The following is a 16468-nucleotide window of genomic DNA, read 5'->3' as shown; positions in this document are numbered from 1 at the left end:
TTTACGATGCCAAATTAATAGCGCTTTAAATACTTGTGGGTCTTTGATCATGGTAATTTCGCCTTCACGCGGGATCAGTTGATCTTTTAAACGCGACAACCAAAATCGCAACGCCGCCATACGCAACGCCGCCGACCAGGCCTGGTGCTCACCCGCCGTTAGTTGTCGCTCCAACTGATAGGCTTGCAAACTAGCCTGCAGCTTAGTCTCATCCAAACTGTGGTCTGGTTTGCGACACCAATCATTCACCATCACCGCTAAATCGTACAAACACGCGCCGTGACAGGCATAATACAAATCAATAATGCCGGTTAAACGTTCACCATCAAACATCGCGTTATCGGTGAATAAATCGGCATGAATCACACTTTGCGGCAAATGTGCCCAGTCAACCGATTCTTGAAAAGCTAACTCACTACCGACTAGTACTTGGTCTGCTGGCTCCATCATGTGCTGAATCTCGGACACCAAATTACGAGCCCAATCCAAACCGCGATCATTCGCCCGATAAAAACCGAATTCGCTGCCCGCTTGGTGGAACTTGGCTAGGTTATTCGCCATCACTTCGCAATGCACCAGGCCTGGTTGTTCTAGCGTGCGCCCAGACAAACGTTCGACTAATGCCGCTGGTTTATTGGCTAAGGTTTTAAGATACTGACCTTGCTTATCGGCCATCGGGTGCGCGGTGGGGATTTGGTGTTCGGCCATAAACGCCATAATATTTAGAAAATATCCCAGTTCTTCCGGTGTGTGATGCTCAAAAATGGTTAAAACAAATCGACCTTTTGTGGTGTCGACAAAATAGTTAGTATTTTCAATGCCTGCGCTGATGCCTTCGAAATGCACCAACTCTCCCAAATCATAGTCTTGCAGAAAACCGCTCAAGTCAGCCGAGTCTATTAGGGTGTAAACAGACATAAAAATCGATTCCAACGTTTAAAAAGTTGGGCTGATTTTACCACAAGGCGGGGGGTTAAGAAGGCCGATTGAAACTTTGCGGCGGCAAATAAAAAAGCCCGCTAAAAAGCGGGCTTTAGTGCTAGAGAGGCGGTAGGTTGATTAATACAACTTAGAAGCCGTGGTGACCAACGCCAGGAGCGTCTACACCAATACGTTGACCAATGTTGTATTGTGGCGTACCGTCTGGAAGACGACCCGCTGTACGGTAGTTAGATGTATCACCTGTACCATCACCAACCATGTAGTCAGGGCAATCTTTCATGCAACGTTCGTTTGCGATAACCGGACGGTGATCACAGAAGAAGTTACCTGCATTGCGCATGTACTTGTTTGCTTTCAACAATACTTCTGCATTAAAGAACGTATCGTCCTCGATCTGAGTCCCTTCATCATCGAGTGGAACAGCGTTCATTTGCAGAATATAACCGGTAATACCCATGTAACCAGCTTCGCCGATGGCCGGCATATTAGGCGTCCAGAAAGGCATCGCACGACGGTTGTAGTCAAACAAGGTCGTTGCATAAGGCCAGTAGTTACCGACAGTCTTAATTGGAGATGGATCGTTAACATCAGACGTTGCTAACGGTAATTGGTTACCTTCTGAAAGTGGTAGGTAGCCTTTCGCGCCTTCACCGAACTCACCGTGGCAAACCGCACAGAACTGGATGTACATATCGCCACCCTTAAGCACGTCCATACCCACATCTAATGATGGTAAACCGTTACCGTCGGCGTCTACGTGGATGCTCCACTTAGCCATAGCCGTTTCAGCAATCGGTGTACCGTAACCATATGCGGTGAACTTAGCGTCAGAATAGTAGTTTTCGTTTGCGCTAGCATGAACATCAATAAAGGCTTCCGGTACTTTACACTGCATGTTGCCGTGCGGACCACCATCAATTGCGTCATCTACTTCAAACGAGTAAGGGTTACTTGGATCAAACTTCGCCACTAAACGTGCACGGTCATCATCACCTAAAATAGCTTTAACAACCGCGCCATCGAGGTATTTACCGTCGTTAGCTTCGATTATTTTTTTCCAATCGTCAGATGGCTTGCCAGACATTGCAAAAGCCATGCCTGAAGCGATCATAGCACCCGTTACAGCCGATGCAATTAGCGTTTTCTTAGAATTGAACATTTTCAATCATGCCTCCGAATTCACTGTTGTGCGCGTGGATTTTCCAAGTTACCATCGCGGTACGGTGGTAAACATTGTTTGTCCCTTCGATTTCACGCATTTGTGGCATATTTGGCTGTACATAACCGGTCTCATCCGTTGTACGGCTCATCATCAACAACTCACTGCCGTCCCAATCGAACTCAAGTTCAAAACGAGTCCAAGCTTTTGGCAATACCGCTGAAGTTAATTTTGCTTCGTGCCAGTTACGGCCACCGTCAAACGAAATGTCTACGTGATCCACTTTACCGCGACCTGACCAAGCAATCCCTTTCGCCACATAACGACCTGGTTCTTGCATTTTAAAGTCTGGAGATGGGTAGGTGATTACCGAGTTGGCTTCCATGTACCAAGACATGTTCTGCACTGTACCGTCAGGCATTAACTCAGTGTACTTAGAGGTTTCTTCACGTTGCTGTAAAGGCACGTTAGAAACTTGAATACGACGTAAGTGTTTAACCCACATGTTCGCTTCACAACCTGGTACAACTAAACGGATTGGATAACCGTTTTCTGGGCGAAGTGCTTCGCCGTTTTGAGCATAAGCAACCATACAATCGTCCATTGCTAGATCGATTGGTACTGAACGAGCCATACCTGATGCATCGGCACCTTCAGGGATCAACCATTTACCTTCTGGCTTGATACCGGCTTCTTTCAATAGGGTAGATAGACGAACACCTGTCCACTCAACACAAGACATCATACCGTGAGTCCACTGTACTGAGTTCAACTGAACACCTTTCCACTCCATTGCGCCGTTAGCTGGACACTCTGCGAACAAAACACGTGATTCAGATGGGAAACGTTTTAGGTCGTCCATAGTGAAGATCAAAGGACGTTCAACCAAACCGTGAATAACCAAACGGTGCTCATCAGGGTTAATGTTGATACCACCACCGTGGTAACGTTCGAAGTGAAGACCGTTTGGCGTGATCATACCGTGCAAACTTTGCAACGGAGTCATGGTGATCGAGGCCATAGAGTCAGGCGTTAGCCACTCTAACGTACGACGCTGAACTTCTTTTTCGAAAGGTGACGGCATACCATATGGGTACTGACGTACACCCCAACCTAGCATCTTACGAGCCATTTGGTCTTCAAGTACATCGGTGATTTCTTCACGACCGGCATAAGGTGCGACCGCTTTTTGAGCATCAAACTTAAGGTTTGATGAGGCTGAAGCGGCTTGAGTAAACATTACACCACCCGCTACCGCTGCACCGCCCTTAAGGAACGCGCGACGGCCTTGGTTGCGAGATTCTTCAGTTTGAATCGCAACCTTTTCTACTATTTTATCTGTCATTTTATGCTCCTTGATTGGCATCCTTAACGTGTAACAACACCACAGATTCAAGAGTTACTAGTTTTTTTATCCAATCGCCAGTAAAAGTGTCAAAGACGCCTTTTAATCAGTATTTAAACCCATTAACTGGCGGCAATTTTCAACTCATACTCACATTGCTGGCCGATTATAATAAACCTTTAAGCTCATTAACTTCAAGCTAAAACATTAGTAAAATTAGCTTTTACTTATATAAATTTTTTATGGGGTGCAATTATATTTCTATTGGTCAATGCCCGATTTAACCCCAGCAGCCTTTTAAGCTATTGAGACTAGGCGTGTTCGTAGGTTTATTTTTTGATCACACGCGCGTATGATTAACTAAAATTTTCAAGCGGAGTTTTCCATGATTGATCGTCAATTTCCAATTACTCGTATGCGTCGAATGCGTGCTGATGATTTTTCACGTCGTTTAATGCGCGAAAATCAACTCACCACCGCCGATCTAATTTACCCCATGTTTGTCATAGAAGGTTTCGATCAGCGTGAATCCGTGCCATCCATGCCGGGTGTCGAACGTTTAACCATTGATTTATTGGTAAACGAAGCTCACGAGCTGATCAAACTGGGCATTCCGATGATCGCGATTTTCCCGGTTGTGCCTCAAGACGGCAAAACCTTAAACGCGGCTGAAGCTTATAATCCGGAAGGTTTAGCGCAACGTGCGGTACGCGCCGTCAAAGCGGCTTGCCCTGAGCTAGGCATTATGACCGATGTAGCACTTGACCCATTTACCACTCACGGCCAAGACGGCATTATTGATGACAAGGGTTATGTGCTCAACGACGACACCATTGATGTACTAATGAAACAAGCCTTATCCCACGCCGAAGCGGGGGCAGACGTGATTGGTCCATCCGACATGATGGATGGTCGCATTATCGAAATCCGTGATTTGTTAGAAGAAAATGGTCACGTCAACACCCGTATCATGGCTTACTCAGCCAAATACGCCTCTAGCTATTACGGGCCTTTTCGCGATGCGGTTGGATCATCCGCCAATTTAGGCAAAAGCGATAAAGCCAACTATCAAATGGACCCGGCCAATTCGAATGAAGCGCTACATGAAGTTGCGTTGGATATTAACGAAGGTGCTGACATGGTGATGGTTAAACCCGGTTTGCCTTATCTTGATATTGTATACCGCATTAAAACCGAATTTAAAGTGCCAACCTACGCTTACCATGTGAGCGGTGAATACGCGATGTTAAAAGCGGCGGCACAAAACGGCTGGCTGGATGAGCGCAAAGTCGCAATGGAAACCTTACTTTGTTTTAAACGCGCCGGTGCGGATGGCATTTTGACTTATTATGCCAAGCAAGTCGCGCAGTGGTTGCACGCAGAAGGTAAGGTATGAGCTCGACTGAAGCGGTGATTGACCATTACGCGGTCGTCGGCGATCCGATCGCGCATTCCAAATCACCCTTAATTCATCGCTTGTTTGCTGAACAAACCCAGCAAATTATTACTTATGAAGCGATGCGTATCGACTCCGAAGAAACCCATTTTGCGCGCGAAATCGATTATCTGAAAGCCCATGGTTACAAAGGCATTAATATTACCGTGCCTTATAAACTGGATGCCTTTGAACAGGCTGACGAACTCAGCGAGCGCGCGCAACTCGCGCAAGCGGTCAATACCTATGTGTTCCGAGAAGACGGTAGCGTCTATGGCGACAATACCGACGGTATTGGCCTGGTAAACGATATCGAAATAAATGGGATGCGTCCGTTTAAAGGTAAACGTGTATTAATTATTGGTGCGGGCGGTGCGGTACAGGGCATTTTAAAACCCTTATTAGACAAACAACCAGGCCTGGTGCATATCGCCAATCGAACCGCCAAACGCGCTGAAGTTTTAGGTCAGCGTTTTGACACCGAGGTGCCGATTCACGGCAGCGGCTGGGAGGATATCCCGGCTCAGCCTTTCGACATTATTATTAATGGCACCTCAGCCAGCTTAGAAGGCAAACTGCCGCCAGTCAGCGAAAAAGTGATCGGCCCACAAAGTCTGGTTTACGACATGATGTATGGCGCACAACCCACCGTGTTTTTAAACTGGGCGCAACAACACCAACCGACCTGTCAACGTATGGATGGCTTAGGCATGCTGGTTGGTCAAGCGGCTGAAGCCTTTTACCTATGGCGCGGCGTTCACCCCAAAACCAAACCCGTAATCGAAGAAGTCCGCCGCATTATCCAACAGGCATGATTTAGTGGTTTTTTACCACAAAGGACACGAAGATTTTCCAGTTCCCCCTCCCAGCGGGAGGGGGTTAGGGGGCGGGAGAGCTGTTTTTAAACGCACGATTTCACCCTCACCCCAACCCTCTCCCTGAGGGAGAGGGCTTAAAAACCTTCGTGTTTAGAATCAATCTTCAGCCGCAAAGTCGTTTTTGAGTTTGACGTAATGCGCGGCGGAATATTTAAAAAACGCCTTCTCTTCATCCGTAAGCGGGCGGGCTTGTTTTACCGGCGAACCGACATACAAATAACCACTTTCTAACACCTTACCTGGCGGCACTAAACTGTTCGCCCCCACCAATACATGCTTTTGCACCACGGCATTATCCAGCACTACCGCGCCCATACCAATCAGGCATTCGTCTTCAACAATGCAACCGTGCAATACCGCGTTATGACCCACCGTCACATCGCAACCCACAATGGTTTTCGAGCCCTTGCTGCGTTCCGATTCATGTGTAGTATGCACCACTGCGCCGTCTTGAATATTTGAACGGGCGCCGATTTTAATATCATTCACATCCCCGCGAAGCACGGCACAAGGCCAAATTCCAACATCCTCCGCCAACTCACAACGTCCAATTACTTGCGCTGAAGGGTCAACCCAGGCCGAACTCGCCATGTTTGGTGTGATGCCTTTGTATTTTCTTATCGCCATATTTGCTCCCTAGCCTGTCTTAATTTAGATTCATTTAGCATTATAAGTGAGCGCAAGGCAATTTAAAAACAAGCCGCATAGCGCTACCTTACAAAACGCGGTTTGTTATACTAGGCCGCATTAGCAAACAGATCGGGAACCCAGCGTGGCATTAAAACCAACCATCTATAAATTTAGCATTTCGCTTTCTGACATGAACCGCCACCTTTACCAAACGCTCAACCTCACAGTGGCGCAACATCCGTCAGAAAATATTGAACGCATGATGACGCGTGTACTGGTTTATTGTCTAAACATTGAAGCGGATCAAAATACAAAACTCGAATTTACCAAAGGCTTAAGCGCGGTCGATGAGCCGGATCTTTGGGCCAAAACCCTCGACGACCAACTCATGTTGTGGATTGACCTGGGCGAACCAAGTCTTGAGCGCATCAAAAAAGCCAGTCGTTTAGCGCGAGTCACTAAGGTCTATAGCTTCAACTCCAAATCGGATGTTTGGTGGTCGCAAAACCAAGCCAAACTTAAGCCACTCAAGGTCGATATTATTCAATTTGACTGGTCACAAATTCAATCCCTCGCCAAGCTGGCGCAACGTAATATGGCGTTTTCCATCAGCCTAAGCGGCGATTCCGCCTATATTGCCGCCGAGCTGGGTGACTGCGAACTTCACTGGTCAAGACTTCAAGAGCAGAACACATGAACACACAAGCAAACAACCCTTTACACGGCGTCACTCTCGAACAAATCATTTTACGGTTAGTCGATTATTATGGCTGGATTGGCCTGGGCAACCTGATTGATATTAAGTGTTTCAACAATGATCCTTCGGTTAAATCCAGTCTCAATTTTTTGCGCAAAACCCCTTGGGCGCGTTCGCAAGTCGAGCAGCTTTATATTGATTCGCTCGACAAACCGAACTTTCAGACCGAACTGTAATCTTTCGCACTGAAAAACCAAAAAGCCGATGCTTGATTAACTCAAGCATCGGCTTAAAACCATGAAAACCAGGCCTGGTGCTCATTCAGTCTATCTAAACTACCACGTCTTTTGATCCTGACTTGGCCGCCATAAACTCGGCGATATCTTGCTGAAAATGCAGCGACATTTGTGGGAATGGGATTTCAATACCCTGATCATCAAATGCCAACTTCACGCGCTCAATTAAATCAAACCTTAGTGGCCAATATTCACTGGTATTCACCCAGGCACGCACCGTAAAGTTCACGCTGCTATTCGCGAGTTCTGATACCACTACTAAGGATTCCGGTTCTTTTAAAACACGCTCATCTGCCGCCAAAATCTCTTGCAGAATTTGTTTAGCTTTGCGTAAATCGCTGCTGTAATCAATGCCAAAAATCAAATCTAATCGGCGTGTATCACGTGCTGAATAGTTAATTAAGGGCGTGGCATAAATCTGGCCGTTTGGAATCGTGATTTCGCGGTTGTCGGTGGTGCGTAACAAAGTGCTAAATAACATCACTTTTTCAACCATCCCCATATGACCGGCGACTTCAACAAAGTCATTTTCTTTAAAAGGTTGCAAAACAATCAACATTACGCCGGCAGCGAAATTCTGTAATGAATCTTTTAACGCCAAACCGACCGCCAAACTGCCCGCCGCCAACACAGCCACTAAAGAGGTGGTATCAAAGCCAACTTGACTTAACACCGCGATAATCAGCATCACAAACAACAAAGCACGCACCACCTGCTGAGTAAACTCAACTAAAATCAGTTTAACGTGGAGCCGTGTCATCAGCTTGCCCAATACTTTATGAAGCATACTAATGACAATGCGACCCACAAAAAAGATCACCAATGCAATTGCAATATTAATACCCCACGGGATTAAATAAGTGTGCATGAACGCAACCAAATCAAACTTACTCATTACGTTTTCAAACATGATGCTCTCTTTGCTGTTGATCTAAAATTGCATTCTAACAAGTGCTTGATGTTTAACGCTACTATTTATAATGCGCCGAATATTGTAGAATAGCGCTTTACTGATTAAAACTCTTTGGGAAAGCTGCTCTGGCTTTCTGAAAATGAACTAATTTTAGAGGTAGCCTCATGGCACGCGTAACCGTTGAAGATTGCTTATTGCATGTTGAAAATCGTTTTGAATTGGTCCTGGTCGCTTCTAAGCGCGCCCGTCAACTAGGAAATGGTGCAGAACCAACTTTAGCTTGGGAAAATGACAAGCCGACTGTTGTGGCTTTGCGTGAATTAGCCGAACAGCTTGTTGACCCACAAGTTATTTTAGCTGACCCAGATACCCCGCCGTTCTTTCAATAAGTTTTAGGTGTCGCTATGCCCACACCTAGCTCATTAGATGGCTTAATTGAAAAAGCTCAACGCTACTTAAGCGCTGAGCAAATTCAACAAATTCAAGCCGCTTTTGAGTTTGGGGCACTGGCGCACGCTGGCCAAACCCGCAAAGCGGGTGGCGCTTATATTTGGCACCCGGTCGCGGTGGCCGAAATTCTTGCTGAAATCCAACTCGATCACGAAAGCTTGATCGCCGCTATTCTGCACGATGTTATCGAAGATACCCCTTATACCAAACAAGACATTGTTGACCGCTTTGGCGAACGTGTCGCCGACATGATTGATGGCGTCACCAAACTCGGCAAACTCGCTTTCAATACACCGCAAGAAGCCCAAGCCGAAAACTTCCGTAAAATGATGCTGGCGATGTCGCGCGACATCCGCGTTATTTTGATCAAACTTGCCGATCGCTTACACAATATGCGAACCCTCGGCGTGATGCGCCCGGAAAAACAGCGCCGAATTGCACGCGAAACCCTCGACATTTACGCCCCGATCGCGGCCAGGCTCGGCATTAACTCCTTCCGTATTGAACTCGAAGACCTAGGTTTTAGAGCCATGTATCCATTACGTTATGCGGCGCTTGAGAAAGCGGTTAAAAAAGCGCGTGGTAATCGTAAAGAAGTGGTCGAGCAAATCAGCGAGGCTTTGCAAACACGCTTGAAACAAGAAGGTTTTAAAGCCGACGTGATCGGCCGTGAAAAACATCTATTCAGTCTGTATAAAAAAATGCAGAAAAAACGTCTGTCATTTGAAGAAGTATTGGATATTTTCGCTTTCCGCGTGCTTGTCGAAAGTGTTGACGACTGTTATCGCGCTTTAGGCCTGGTGCATTCTTTATATAAACCTTTACCTGGCAAGTTTAAAGACTATATCGCGATCCCTAAACCCAACGGTTATCAATCGCTGCATACCTTGTTATTTGGACCTTATGGCGTACATATTGAAGTCCAAATCCGCAGCGAAGTGATGCACAAGGTGTCGGAACACGGCATTGCGGCACACTGGCATTACAAAGAAGCCAATGCCAACGAATCCAATCCGTCACCCGTCGATGTGCGTGCACAAGAGTGGGTGCGAAACTTATTGGAAATTCAGCAAAGTGCCGGTAACTCACTCGACTTTTTAGAAAACGTCAAAATCGACCTGTTCCCCGATGTGATTTACGTGTTTACCCCGCAGGGCCAAATTATCACCCTGCCGAAAAACGCCACCGCAGTCGATTTTGCTTATGCGGTGCATACCAACTTGGGGCATGCTTGTGTGGGCTGTCGGATTGATCGCCAACTCGTGCCGCTGCGTAGTGTGCTGGAAAGCGGCCAAACCGTTGAGATTATTAAATCCAAAGAAATCCAGCCTAACCCAACCTGGCTTAACTTTGTCACCACCGCTAAAGCGCGTTCACAAATTCGTCATTTCCTAAAAAATCAGCACTCCCAATCCGCTACCGACTTAGGGCAACGCCTGCTAACCAAAGCCTTGCGTATTCACAACATGGCCTATTCGGGACTTAGCGAAGAACTCATCCAAAAACTTGTACAAGATTTAAATTTAGAGAACTGGGATCAGTTATTAGAAGAAATTGGCTTAGGTCAACGCATGGCCGGTTTAGTTTCTAAACAAATTCACGACAACTTGCTAGGCAAAGACGACCAAATTGTTAGCGAAAAAGGCCAACATCAACCGCTCGCGATTTCCGGCACCGAAGGGCTGGTGGTTAACTACGCACAATGTTGCCATCCAATTCCAGGCGATGAAATTATTGGCTTTATCTCCACCGGTAAAGGTCTGGTAATTCACCGCCAGGACTGCAAAAACGTTAAACACTTCCAAAACCAGCCAGATAAATGGCTGGATGTCGATTGGGATCGAAACAGTGAAGAACTGTTCGCAGTCGAAATCCAAATTGAAACCAAAAATCAGCGTGGCGCTTTGGCCTTAATCGCCTCTGAAATCGCCAATACCAAAACCGATATCGAACGCGTGCGCTCCGAAGATAAAGACGAAACCTACAGCGTGATGAACTTTGTCATATTGGTGCGCAACCGCGATCACCTGGACGAATTATTACGTCACTTGCGCCGAATCCCGATTATTGATAAGGCTCAACGAGTGTTTACCTAGTCGAACCAGACAAGAAGCTAACCCGTTTTATATTCCAATTTAAAGGAAACGATTATGCGTGAAATCATCTCAACCACCAATGCCCCCGCGGCTATCGGCACTTATTCACAAGCCGTACGCGTGGGGGATACCGTGTATTTATCCGGTCAAATCGCGTTAATTCCAGAAACCATGCAATTGGCTGAAGGCGATATTAGCGTGCGTATTCACCAGGTTTTTAAAAACCTAACAGCGGTGTGTGAAGCCGCAGGTGGTTCGTTACAAGATATTGCAAAGTTAAATATTTTCTTGACAGATATGGCGCATTTCGCCACTGTTAACGACATTATGGCGCAATATTTTCAACAGCCTTATCCAGCACGTGCGGCGGTCGCGGTTAAGCAATTGCCGAAGGATACCGATGTTGAAATGGATGGCGTTATGGCGCTGTCGCATTACTAATCTACTGCGTTTTACGGCCCGATTATGCTAGAGCAAATGCATGTCACCAGCCTCAAAGGAGTGGGTGACAAACAAGCTGAGAAACTCGAAAAACTCGGTTTGCGGGTCGTGCAGGATTTATTGTTTCACCTGCCATTACGTTATCAAGACAAAACCAAACTCACCTCGCTAGACGACGCGATAATTGGCCAAGAAATTCAAATCGAAGCAGAAATTACCTCGCAACGCCTAACCCCCGGTCGTCGCCCCACTTTAATGGTGCAAGCACGGGATGCCAGCGGTCATTCGATAGGTTTACGGTTTTTCCATTTTCATCCCAGCCAAGCGCGCCAATTTAAACATGGTGAATTTGTGCGGGCATTTGGTGAGTTACGTTCTGGGCCGAATGGTCTTGAAATGGTGCATCCTCAATATCAAATTTTTGCGCATACACCGCCTGCGCTGGATGACACCTTAACCCCGGTTTATCCTACGACCGAAGGCCTAGGGCAAGTGAGTTTGGTTAAACTTATTAAACAAGCCATTACCCTGCTCAAACAATATCCGCTCGCAGAAGGCTTAGATTTGGATTGGCTTAAAACTCGGCGACTACCCGCCATCAATCAAGCCTTATTAACCCTGCATCAACCGCAACCGGATGACGACTTGGGGCAAATCAAACGTTTTGAACACCCGGCGCAACAGCGTTTAATTGTAGAAGAACTGGTGACCCAACAAGTCAGTCTGTTTTTAATGCGTCAACAACAGCAACGCCGTTACGCACCGCAGTTTGGCGACAGCCCAAGCGCTCAGCGTTTATTGGCTCAGTTACCTTTTACGCTAACCGGCGCGCAACAACGGGTTTGGCAACAGATTCAGCAGGATTTAAGTCTCGATCACCCGATGCAACGTTTAATTCAAGGTGACGTAGGTTCGGGCAAAACCATTGTCGCCGCTTTAGCCGCGTTGCAAGCCGCCGATGCCGGTTATCAAGTCGCGATTATGGCCCCCACTGAAATTCTGGCCGAACAACACCGCAACCATTTTTGCGAATGGTTAGAACCGCTAGGCATCGAAGTCGCCTGGTTAAACGGACGCTTAAAAACCGCTGAAAAACGCGATATGCTGGAAAAAATCAGTTTAGGTCAGGCCAAAATCGCAGTCGGAACCCACGCCCTGTTTCAAGAGTCGGTGCAATTTAATCAGCTGGGTTTGGTGATTATTGATGAGCAACATCGCTTTGGGGTGCATCAACGTTTGTCGCTGAATCAAAAAGCCCAAAGCCACACCAAAAACTTTGCGCCGCACCAGCTCACCATGACCGCCACGCCAATTCCGCGCACCCTTGCGATGACCGCTTATGGGGATTTGGATATTTCGGTGATTGACGAACTGCCGCCCGGTCGCCAGCCAATTGATACTGCGGTACTCAATAACCACAAACGCCAGGAAGTTATGGCGCACCTGTATCATCAATGCCAACAAGGCGTGCAAGCCTATTGGGTTTGTCCGCTCATTGATGAATCCGAAGCTCTAGACGCGCAAGCCGCACAAACCACCTATGATGAATTCAAACAACTCTGGCCGAATATGCGGGTTGGCTTGATTCACGGGCGTTTAAAAAGCGCCGAAAAACAAAGCATCATGCAGCAGTTTAGCGAACATCATCTGGACTTATTGGTCGCCACCACCGTAATCGAAGTCGGCGTTAACGTGCCCAATGCCAGCTTAATGATTATTGAAAATGCCGAACGTCTCGGGCTAGCGCAGCTTCACCAATTACGAGGTCGGGTGGGGCGGGGCGCGAAAAAAAGCCATTGTGTTTTGCTTTATCAAGCGCCGCTTTCAGCCACCGCCAAAGCGCGATTACAAATTATGCGTGAAACCAACGACGGCTTTTTAATCGCCGAAGAAGACTTACGCATTCGTGGCCCAGGCGAAGTGTTGGGCACACGCCAAACCGGTGGGCTGCAATTACGCATTGCCGATATTCAGCGCGACCAGGCCTGGATAGAACCGGCGCAAACCGCCGCGCACGACTTATTACGTTTGGCGGCTAGTCAGCCCGAACGCATCGACTTATTACAACAACGCTGGATCGGAACCAAAGTAGAATACAAACATGCCTAATCCACGCTTACCTAAACACTGGATAACCTCGAATTTTATCCAACGCTTAACCCGCGAAACTCACCACCAGGCCTGGTTGTTAGATAAAACCTCGCTCACGCAAAAACTGCGTGCACGCTGTGACGATTTTCGGGTCGAACTCATTTTCGAAGGTTATGCCACCCCTTTGCTCGACGAAGCCTTGCGTTTAAACCTGACGCCCCACCACCAGGCCTGGTTGCGCACGGTTTGTTTAACTTGCCAAAACCAACCTGTTATTTACGCGCGCAGCGTGATCCCACATTTCGATCAACAAAACCCCTGGTGGTCGTTAAAGCAACTTGGCGATCAACCGCTGGGCGAAATCCTATTTAGCCGAACCGACCTCAACCGCAGTGAATTTGAATTCTGCCAAGCCGACTGGCCACAAATCAACGCGTCGCAAAAACTCGCGCGCCGTTGCAGCTTTCAACAAGATCGCGCGCCTTTACTGCTGACCGAAGTCTTTGTAAACTGGCCAACTTATGCGTGAATCCATCGAAAATCAAGCGCTTGAAGTGCTCAAGCGGGTATTTGGCTATCGCCAATTTCGCCCCCAACAACTCGACATTATTTGTGACCTAGTCGAAGGCCGCGACAACTTTGTGCTGATGCCCACCGGTGGCGGCAAATCCTTGTGTTACCAAGTACCAGCGTTTTTGCGCTCCGGCACCGCGATTGTGGTTTCGCCTTTAATCGCACTCATGCAAGACCAGGTCGCCGCCTTGCAAGCCAATGGCGTCGCCGCGCAAATGCTTAATTCCAGCCAAGACCAGGAAACGTCTGAACAAGTGATTCGACAGCTCCACAATGGCGAACTCGAATTACTGTATGTCTCGCCCGAACGTTTATTAATGGACGGATTTTTAGCCCAACTGCAACGCATACCGATTGCGTTATTTGCGATAGACGAAGCTCATTGCGTATCCCAATGGGGTCACCAATTTAGGCCGGAATACAGTCAAATCGGCTCATTACGCCAACGTTTTACGAATGTGCCGTTTATCGCTTTAACCGCCACCGCCGACCAAACGACTCAAGCCGACATACTGCAGCAGCTTCAATTTCACGACCCCAAAATTCATCTAGGCAGTTTTGATCGCCCTAACATTCGCTACAACGTAATGGAAAAACAGCAGCCTTTTAACCAACTGTTGCGCTTTCTAAAACAACAAACTGGCGAAGCCGGCATTATCTACGCTTTAAGCCGCAAGCGCGTTGACGACATCGCCAACAAACTCGCCGCCGAAGGTTTTTCGGTGGGCGCATATCATGCTGGTTTAAACGCACAAACTCGCCATCAAGTGCATCATGACTTTCTGCACGATCAAGTCGATATCGTGGTCGCGACGGTCGCGTTTGGTATGGGCATCGACAAACCCAACGTGCGGTTTGTGGTGCATTATGATGTGCCTAAAAATATCGAAGGTTATTACCAAGAAACCGGCCGCGCTGGGCGTGATGGTTTGCCGTCTCAAGCCCTACTTTTATTCGGCATGCAAGATGTCAGCACCGCACGCCAGTTTGTCGAAAACGTCAATAACGAAGACCAACGCCGCTTAGAAACCTTCAAGCTCAATAGCATGGTGAGTTTTGCCGAAGCCCAAACCTGTCGGCGTAATGTATTGCTTAACTACTTTGGCGAATCCAACACCCAACCCTGCGGCAATTGCGATGTGTGTTTAAACCCGCCCGAGTTATTTGACGCCACCGAAGCCGCACAAAAAGCACTGTCTTGCGTGTACCGCCTTAACCAAGGTTTTGGCGTTAAACACGTGATCGACGTATTACGCGGGCTCGACAACGAACGCATTCGACAATTCCAGCACGACCAACTCAGCACCTACGGCATAGGCAAAGACTTAAGCTCACACCAATGGAACAGCATTATTCGCCAACTGATTCACCTGGGTTATCTGTTTCAAGACTTGCAACATTACTCGGTGCTCAAACTCACCGAGCTGTCCGGCTCGCTGTTAAAAGGTCAGCAACCCATTCAACTTGCGATGCCCAAAAAAGAAGCGCCCGCTAAACGCGCCAAAAACGACCGCGCCAACGCACTTAACCCCGCCGACCAACAACTATTTGAAGACCTACGCGACCTGCGCAAACAACTCGCCGACCAACAAAATGTACCGGCTTATGTGGTATTTGGTGATATTAGTTTGTTAGACATGGCACAAAAACGCCCACAAACCGAAGACGAGTTTTTAGAAGTCAGCGGCGTAGGCCAAGCCAAATTAGAACGTTATGGCGAAGTCTTCCTAACCAGAATCCGCGCCCAATAGCACCAGGCCTGGTGGTTTGTTAAGGCGTAGCAATTTTGTCGCTTACTTGTTACAATGTGAGTATGAAATATAAATTACTCACCACCCATAAATTTGATAAGTGGTTTAAATCTATAAAAGACAAGCGTACCCGCTTTCGCATCGAAGCGAAATTGAGCCAAGTTTCCACTGGACACTTTGGTGACCACAAATTGATTGATTCAGAAATCGGTGAGTTGCGTTTTTTCTTTGGCGGTGGGTTACGGATTTACTACGCACTTCGCGGAGAAGAAATCATTTTATTACTGAACGGTGGTGATAAATCTAGCCAAAAGAATGATATTGAACAGGCTGCGGCCTTATTTAGTCAATTGGAGGGATCATAATGACTTTGCAATTAAACGAATTTAAGTTTGCACAAGACGTTGACACAAAAGAGGACATGGCCATGTATTTATCCGCTTTTTTAGAAGAAGGCGGCATTAATGGTTTGCTGGATGGCTTGCGTCTATTAGTTCAGCAAAAAGGGATGACAGAAACAGCGCAATTAAGTGGTTTAAACCGTCAACATTTATATCGCGTACTAAACGGCGAAACCAAGCCCAAGTTTGAAACACTGGATAAGCTGTTACATGCCTTAGGTTTTAAAATGGCGGTTGAAGTCGCCTAAGAGCCAGTCTTACTTACCAAGATTTTTACTTGGTTTTAAATTATAAACACATCTCCCGCCCGACACACGTATTTGTTTTATGGGCGATTCGTTCGTTAGGGTAAAAAGGGGACGTTACCCTT

Annotated in this window: 17 protein-coding genes; 12 read left to right on the top strand and 5 right to left on the bottom strand. The window is 47.2% G+C overall.

Annotated features, from left to right (window positions below; all coding sequences use genetic code 11):
* The 3 genes from IBX48_RS08030 to soxC form a co-directional block, all read right to left on the bottom strand.
* Positions 1–918: homoserine kinase (locus IBX48_RS08030; protein WP_296832904.1), on the bottom strand; the 918-nt coding region annotated here is incomplete at its 3' end.
* Positions 919–1069: 151 nt separating this feature from the next.
* The gene (locus IBX48_RS08025) at positions 1070–2101 is read right to left on the bottom strand and encodes a hypothetical protein (RefSeq protein ID WP_296832907.1); all 1032 of its coding nucleotides are present in this window, start codon (positions 2099–2101) and stop codon (positions 1070–1072) included.
* Positions 2088–3446: a sulfite dehydrogenase gene (soxC, locus tag IBX48_RS08020; RefSeq protein WP_296832901.1), complete on the bottom strand. Its 1359-nt coding sequence runs from the start codon at positions 3444–3446 to the stop codon at positions 2088–2090. The genes IBX48_RS08025 and soxC overlap by 14 nt, the downstream gene beginning before the upstream one ends.
* 385 nt (positions 3447–3831) lie before the next feature.
* Here soxC and hemB point away from each other — a divergent pair, with 385 nt between their 5' ends.
* Together hemB and aroE are read left to right on the top strand one after the other, a co-directional pair.
* Positions 3832–4842, top strand: a complete 1011-nt coding sequence (hemB, locus tag IBX48_RS08015) for a porphobilinogen synthase (protein ID WP_296832898.1) — start codon at positions 3832–3834, stop codon at positions 4840–4842.
* Positions 4839–5696 (top strand): shikimate dehydrogenase, encoded by an 858-nt coding sequence (gene aroE / locus IBX48_RS08010; protein ID WP_296832895.1) that lies wholly within the window; start codon positions 4839–4841, stop codon positions 5694–5696. Before hemB ends, aroE begins: the two co-directional genes overlap by 4 nt.
* A gap of 159 nt (positions 5697–5855) precedes the next feature.
* Here the strand turns inward: aroE and IBX48_RS08005 are convergent, their stop codons facing one another.
* Positions 5856–6386 (bottom strand): gamma carbonic anhydrase family protein, encoded by a 531-nt coding sequence (locus IBX48_RS08005; protein ID WP_296832892.1) that lies wholly within the window; start codon positions 6384–6386, stop codon positions 5856–5858.
* Positions 6387–6531: 145 nt separating this feature from the next.
* On the opposite strand from IBX48_RS08005, the gene IBX48_RS08000 reads away from it, so the two are divergent.
* Together IBX48_RS08000 and IBX48_RS07995 are read left to right on the top strand one after the other, a co-directional pair.
* A complete protein-coding gene (locus IBX48_RS08000; RefSeq protein ID WP_296832887.1) occupies positions 6532–7086 on the top strand; it encodes a YaeQ family protein in 555 nt (184 codons plus the stop codon).
* Positions 7083–7322 (top strand): VF530 family protein, encoded by a 240-nt coding sequence (locus tag IBX48_RS07995; protein WP_296832884.1) that lies wholly within the window; start codon positions 7083–7085, stop codon positions 7320–7322. The genes IBX48_RS08000 and IBX48_RS07995 overlap by 4 nt, the downstream gene beginning before the upstream one ends.
* A 94-nt stretch (positions 7323–7416) precedes the next feature.
* Here IBX48_RS07995 and IBX48_RS07990 read toward each other — a convergent pair whose 3' ends face one another.
* Positions 7417–8292, bottom strand: a complete 876-nt coding sequence (locus IBX48_RS07990; RefSeq protein WP_296832881.1) for a mechanosensitive ion channel domain-containing protein — start codon at positions 8290–8292, stop codon at positions 7417–7419.
* Between the two features lie 167 nt (positions 8293–8459).
* Between IBX48_RS07990 and rpoZ the strand changes: the two genes are divergently transcribed.
* From rpoZ to IBX48_RS07950, 8 genes are all read left to right on the top strand, one after another.
* Positions 8460–8684 carry a DNA-directed RNA polymerase subunit omega gene (rpoZ, locus tag IBX48_RS07985; protein WP_296832878.1) on the top strand — a complete coding sequence of 75 codons (225 nt, stop codon included), beginning with the start codon at positions 8460–8462 and terminating at the stop codon, positions 8682–8684.
* Positions 8685–8699: 15 nt separating this feature from the next.
* Entirely contained in the window at positions 8700–10841 is a 2142-nt protein-coding gene (locus IBX48_RS07980; protein ID WP_296832876.1) for a bifunctional (p)ppGpp synthetase/guanosine-3',5'-bis(diphosphate) 3'-pyrophosphohydrolase, read from the top strand.
* Positions 10842–10895: 54 nt separating this feature from the next.
* Entirely contained in the window at positions 10896–11282 is a 387-nt protein-coding gene (locus IBX48_RS07975) for a RidA family protein (RefSeq protein ID WP_296832873.1), read from the top strand.
* Positions 11283–11306: 24 nt separating this feature from the next.
* Complete coding sequence (gene recG, locus IBX48_RS07970; protein WP_296832870.1) at positions 11307–13391, top strand: ATP-dependent DNA helicase RecG; 2085 nt, start codon at positions 11307–11309, stop codon at positions 13389–13391.
* Positions 13384–13902 (top strand): chorismate lyase, encoded by a 519-nt coding sequence (locus IBX48_RS07965; protein WP_296832868.1) that lies wholly within the window; start codon positions 13384–13386, stop codon positions 13900–13902. The genes recG and IBX48_RS07965 overlap by 8 nt, the downstream gene beginning before the upstream one ends.
* Positions 13895–15697, top strand: coding sequence for a DNA helicase RecQ (gene recQ, locus IBX48_RS07960; protein ID WP_296832865.1), 1803 nt, complete (start codon positions 13895–13897; stop codon positions 15695–15697). The genes IBX48_RS07965 and recQ overlap by 8 nt, the downstream gene beginning before the upstream one ends.
* Before the next feature lie 62 nt (positions 15698–15759).
* A complete protein-coding gene (locus tag IBX48_RS07955; RefSeq protein WP_296832862.1) occupies positions 15760–16062 on the top strand; it encodes a type II toxin-antitoxin system RelE/ParE family toxin in 303 nt (100 codons plus the stop codon).
* Complete coding sequence (locus IBX48_RS07950) at positions 16062–16346, top strand: addiction module antidote protein (protein ID WP_296832858.1); 285 nt, start codon at positions 16062–16064, stop codon at positions 16344–16346. The genes IBX48_RS07955 and IBX48_RS07950 overlap by 1 nt, the downstream gene beginning before the upstream one ends.
* Positions 16347–16468 lie beyond the last annotated feature (122 nt).

Origin of the sequence: Thiomicrospira sp. (assembly GCF_014859555.1) — a bacterium.
Classification (GTDB): domain Bacteria; phylum Pseudomonadota; class Gammaproteobacteria; order Thiomicrospirales; family Thiomicrospiraceae; genus Thiomicrospira.
The sequence above is the reverse complement of the archived record's forward strand: the minus strand, read 5'-3'. Positions and strand labels throughout refer to the sequence as shown.

Excerpts from the sequence above, each read along its gene's own strand:
- IBX48_RS07965 (WP_296832868.1), top strand. The coding sequence starts at position 13,384 with ATGCCTAATCCACGCTTACCTAAACACTGGATAACCTCGAATTTTATC.
- IBX48_RS07990 (WP_296832881.1), bottom strand. The coding sequence starts at position 8,292 with ATGTTTGAAAACGTAATGAGTAAGTTTGATTTGGTTGCGTTCATGCAC.
- soxC (WP_296832901.1), bottom strand. The coding sequence starts at position 3,446 with ATGACAGATAAAATAGTAGAAAAGGTTGCGATTCAAACTGAAGAATCT.
- IBX48_RS07955 (WP_296832862.1), top strand. The coding sequence starts at position 15,760 with ATGAAATATAAATTACTCACCACCCATAAATTTGATAAGTGGTTTAAA.
- IBX48_RS08005 (WP_296832892.1), bottom strand. The coding sequence starts at position 6,386 with ATGGCGATAAGAAAATACAAAGGCATCACACCAAACATGGCGAGTTCG.
- aroE (WP_296832895.1), top strand. The coding sequence starts at position 4,839 with ATGAGCTCGACTGAAGCGGTGATTGACCATTACGCGGTCGTCGGCGAT.
- IBX48_RS07975 (WP_296832873.1), top strand. The coding sequence starts at position 10,896 with ATGCGTGAAATCATCTCAACCACCAATGCCCCCGCGGCTATCGGCACT.
- recG (WP_296832870.1), top strand. The coding sequence starts at position 11,307 with ATGCTAGAGCAAATGCATGTCACCAGCCTCAAAGGAGTGGGTGACAAA.
- IBX48_RS08025 (WP_296832907.1), bottom strand. The coding sequence starts at position 2,101 with ATGTTCAATTCTAAGAAAACGCTAATTGCATCGGCTGTAACGGGTGCT.
- hemB (WP_296832898.1), top strand. The coding sequence starts at position 3,832 with ATGATTGATCGTCAATTTCCAATTACTCGTATGCGTCGAATGCGTGCT.
- IBX48_RS07980 (WP_296832876.1), top strand. The coding sequence starts at position 8,700 with ATGCCCACACCTAGCTCATTAGATGGCTTAATTGAAAAAGCTCAACGC.
- recQ (WP_296832865.1), top strand. The coding sequence starts at position 13,895 with ATGCGTGAATCCATCGAAAATCAAGCGCTTGAAGTGCTCAAGCGGGTA.
- IBX48_RS07995 (WP_296832884.1), top strand. The coding sequence starts at position 7,083 with ATGAACACACAAGCAAACAACCCTTTACACGGCGTCACTCTCGAACAA.
- IBX48_RS07950 (WP_296832858.1), top strand. The coding sequence starts at position 16,062 with ATGACTTTGCAATTAAACGAATTTAAGTTTGCACAAGACGTTGACACA.
- rpoZ (WP_296832878.1), top strand. The coding sequence starts at position 8,460 with ATGGCACGCGTAACCGTTGAAGATTGCTTATTGCATGTTGAAAATCGT.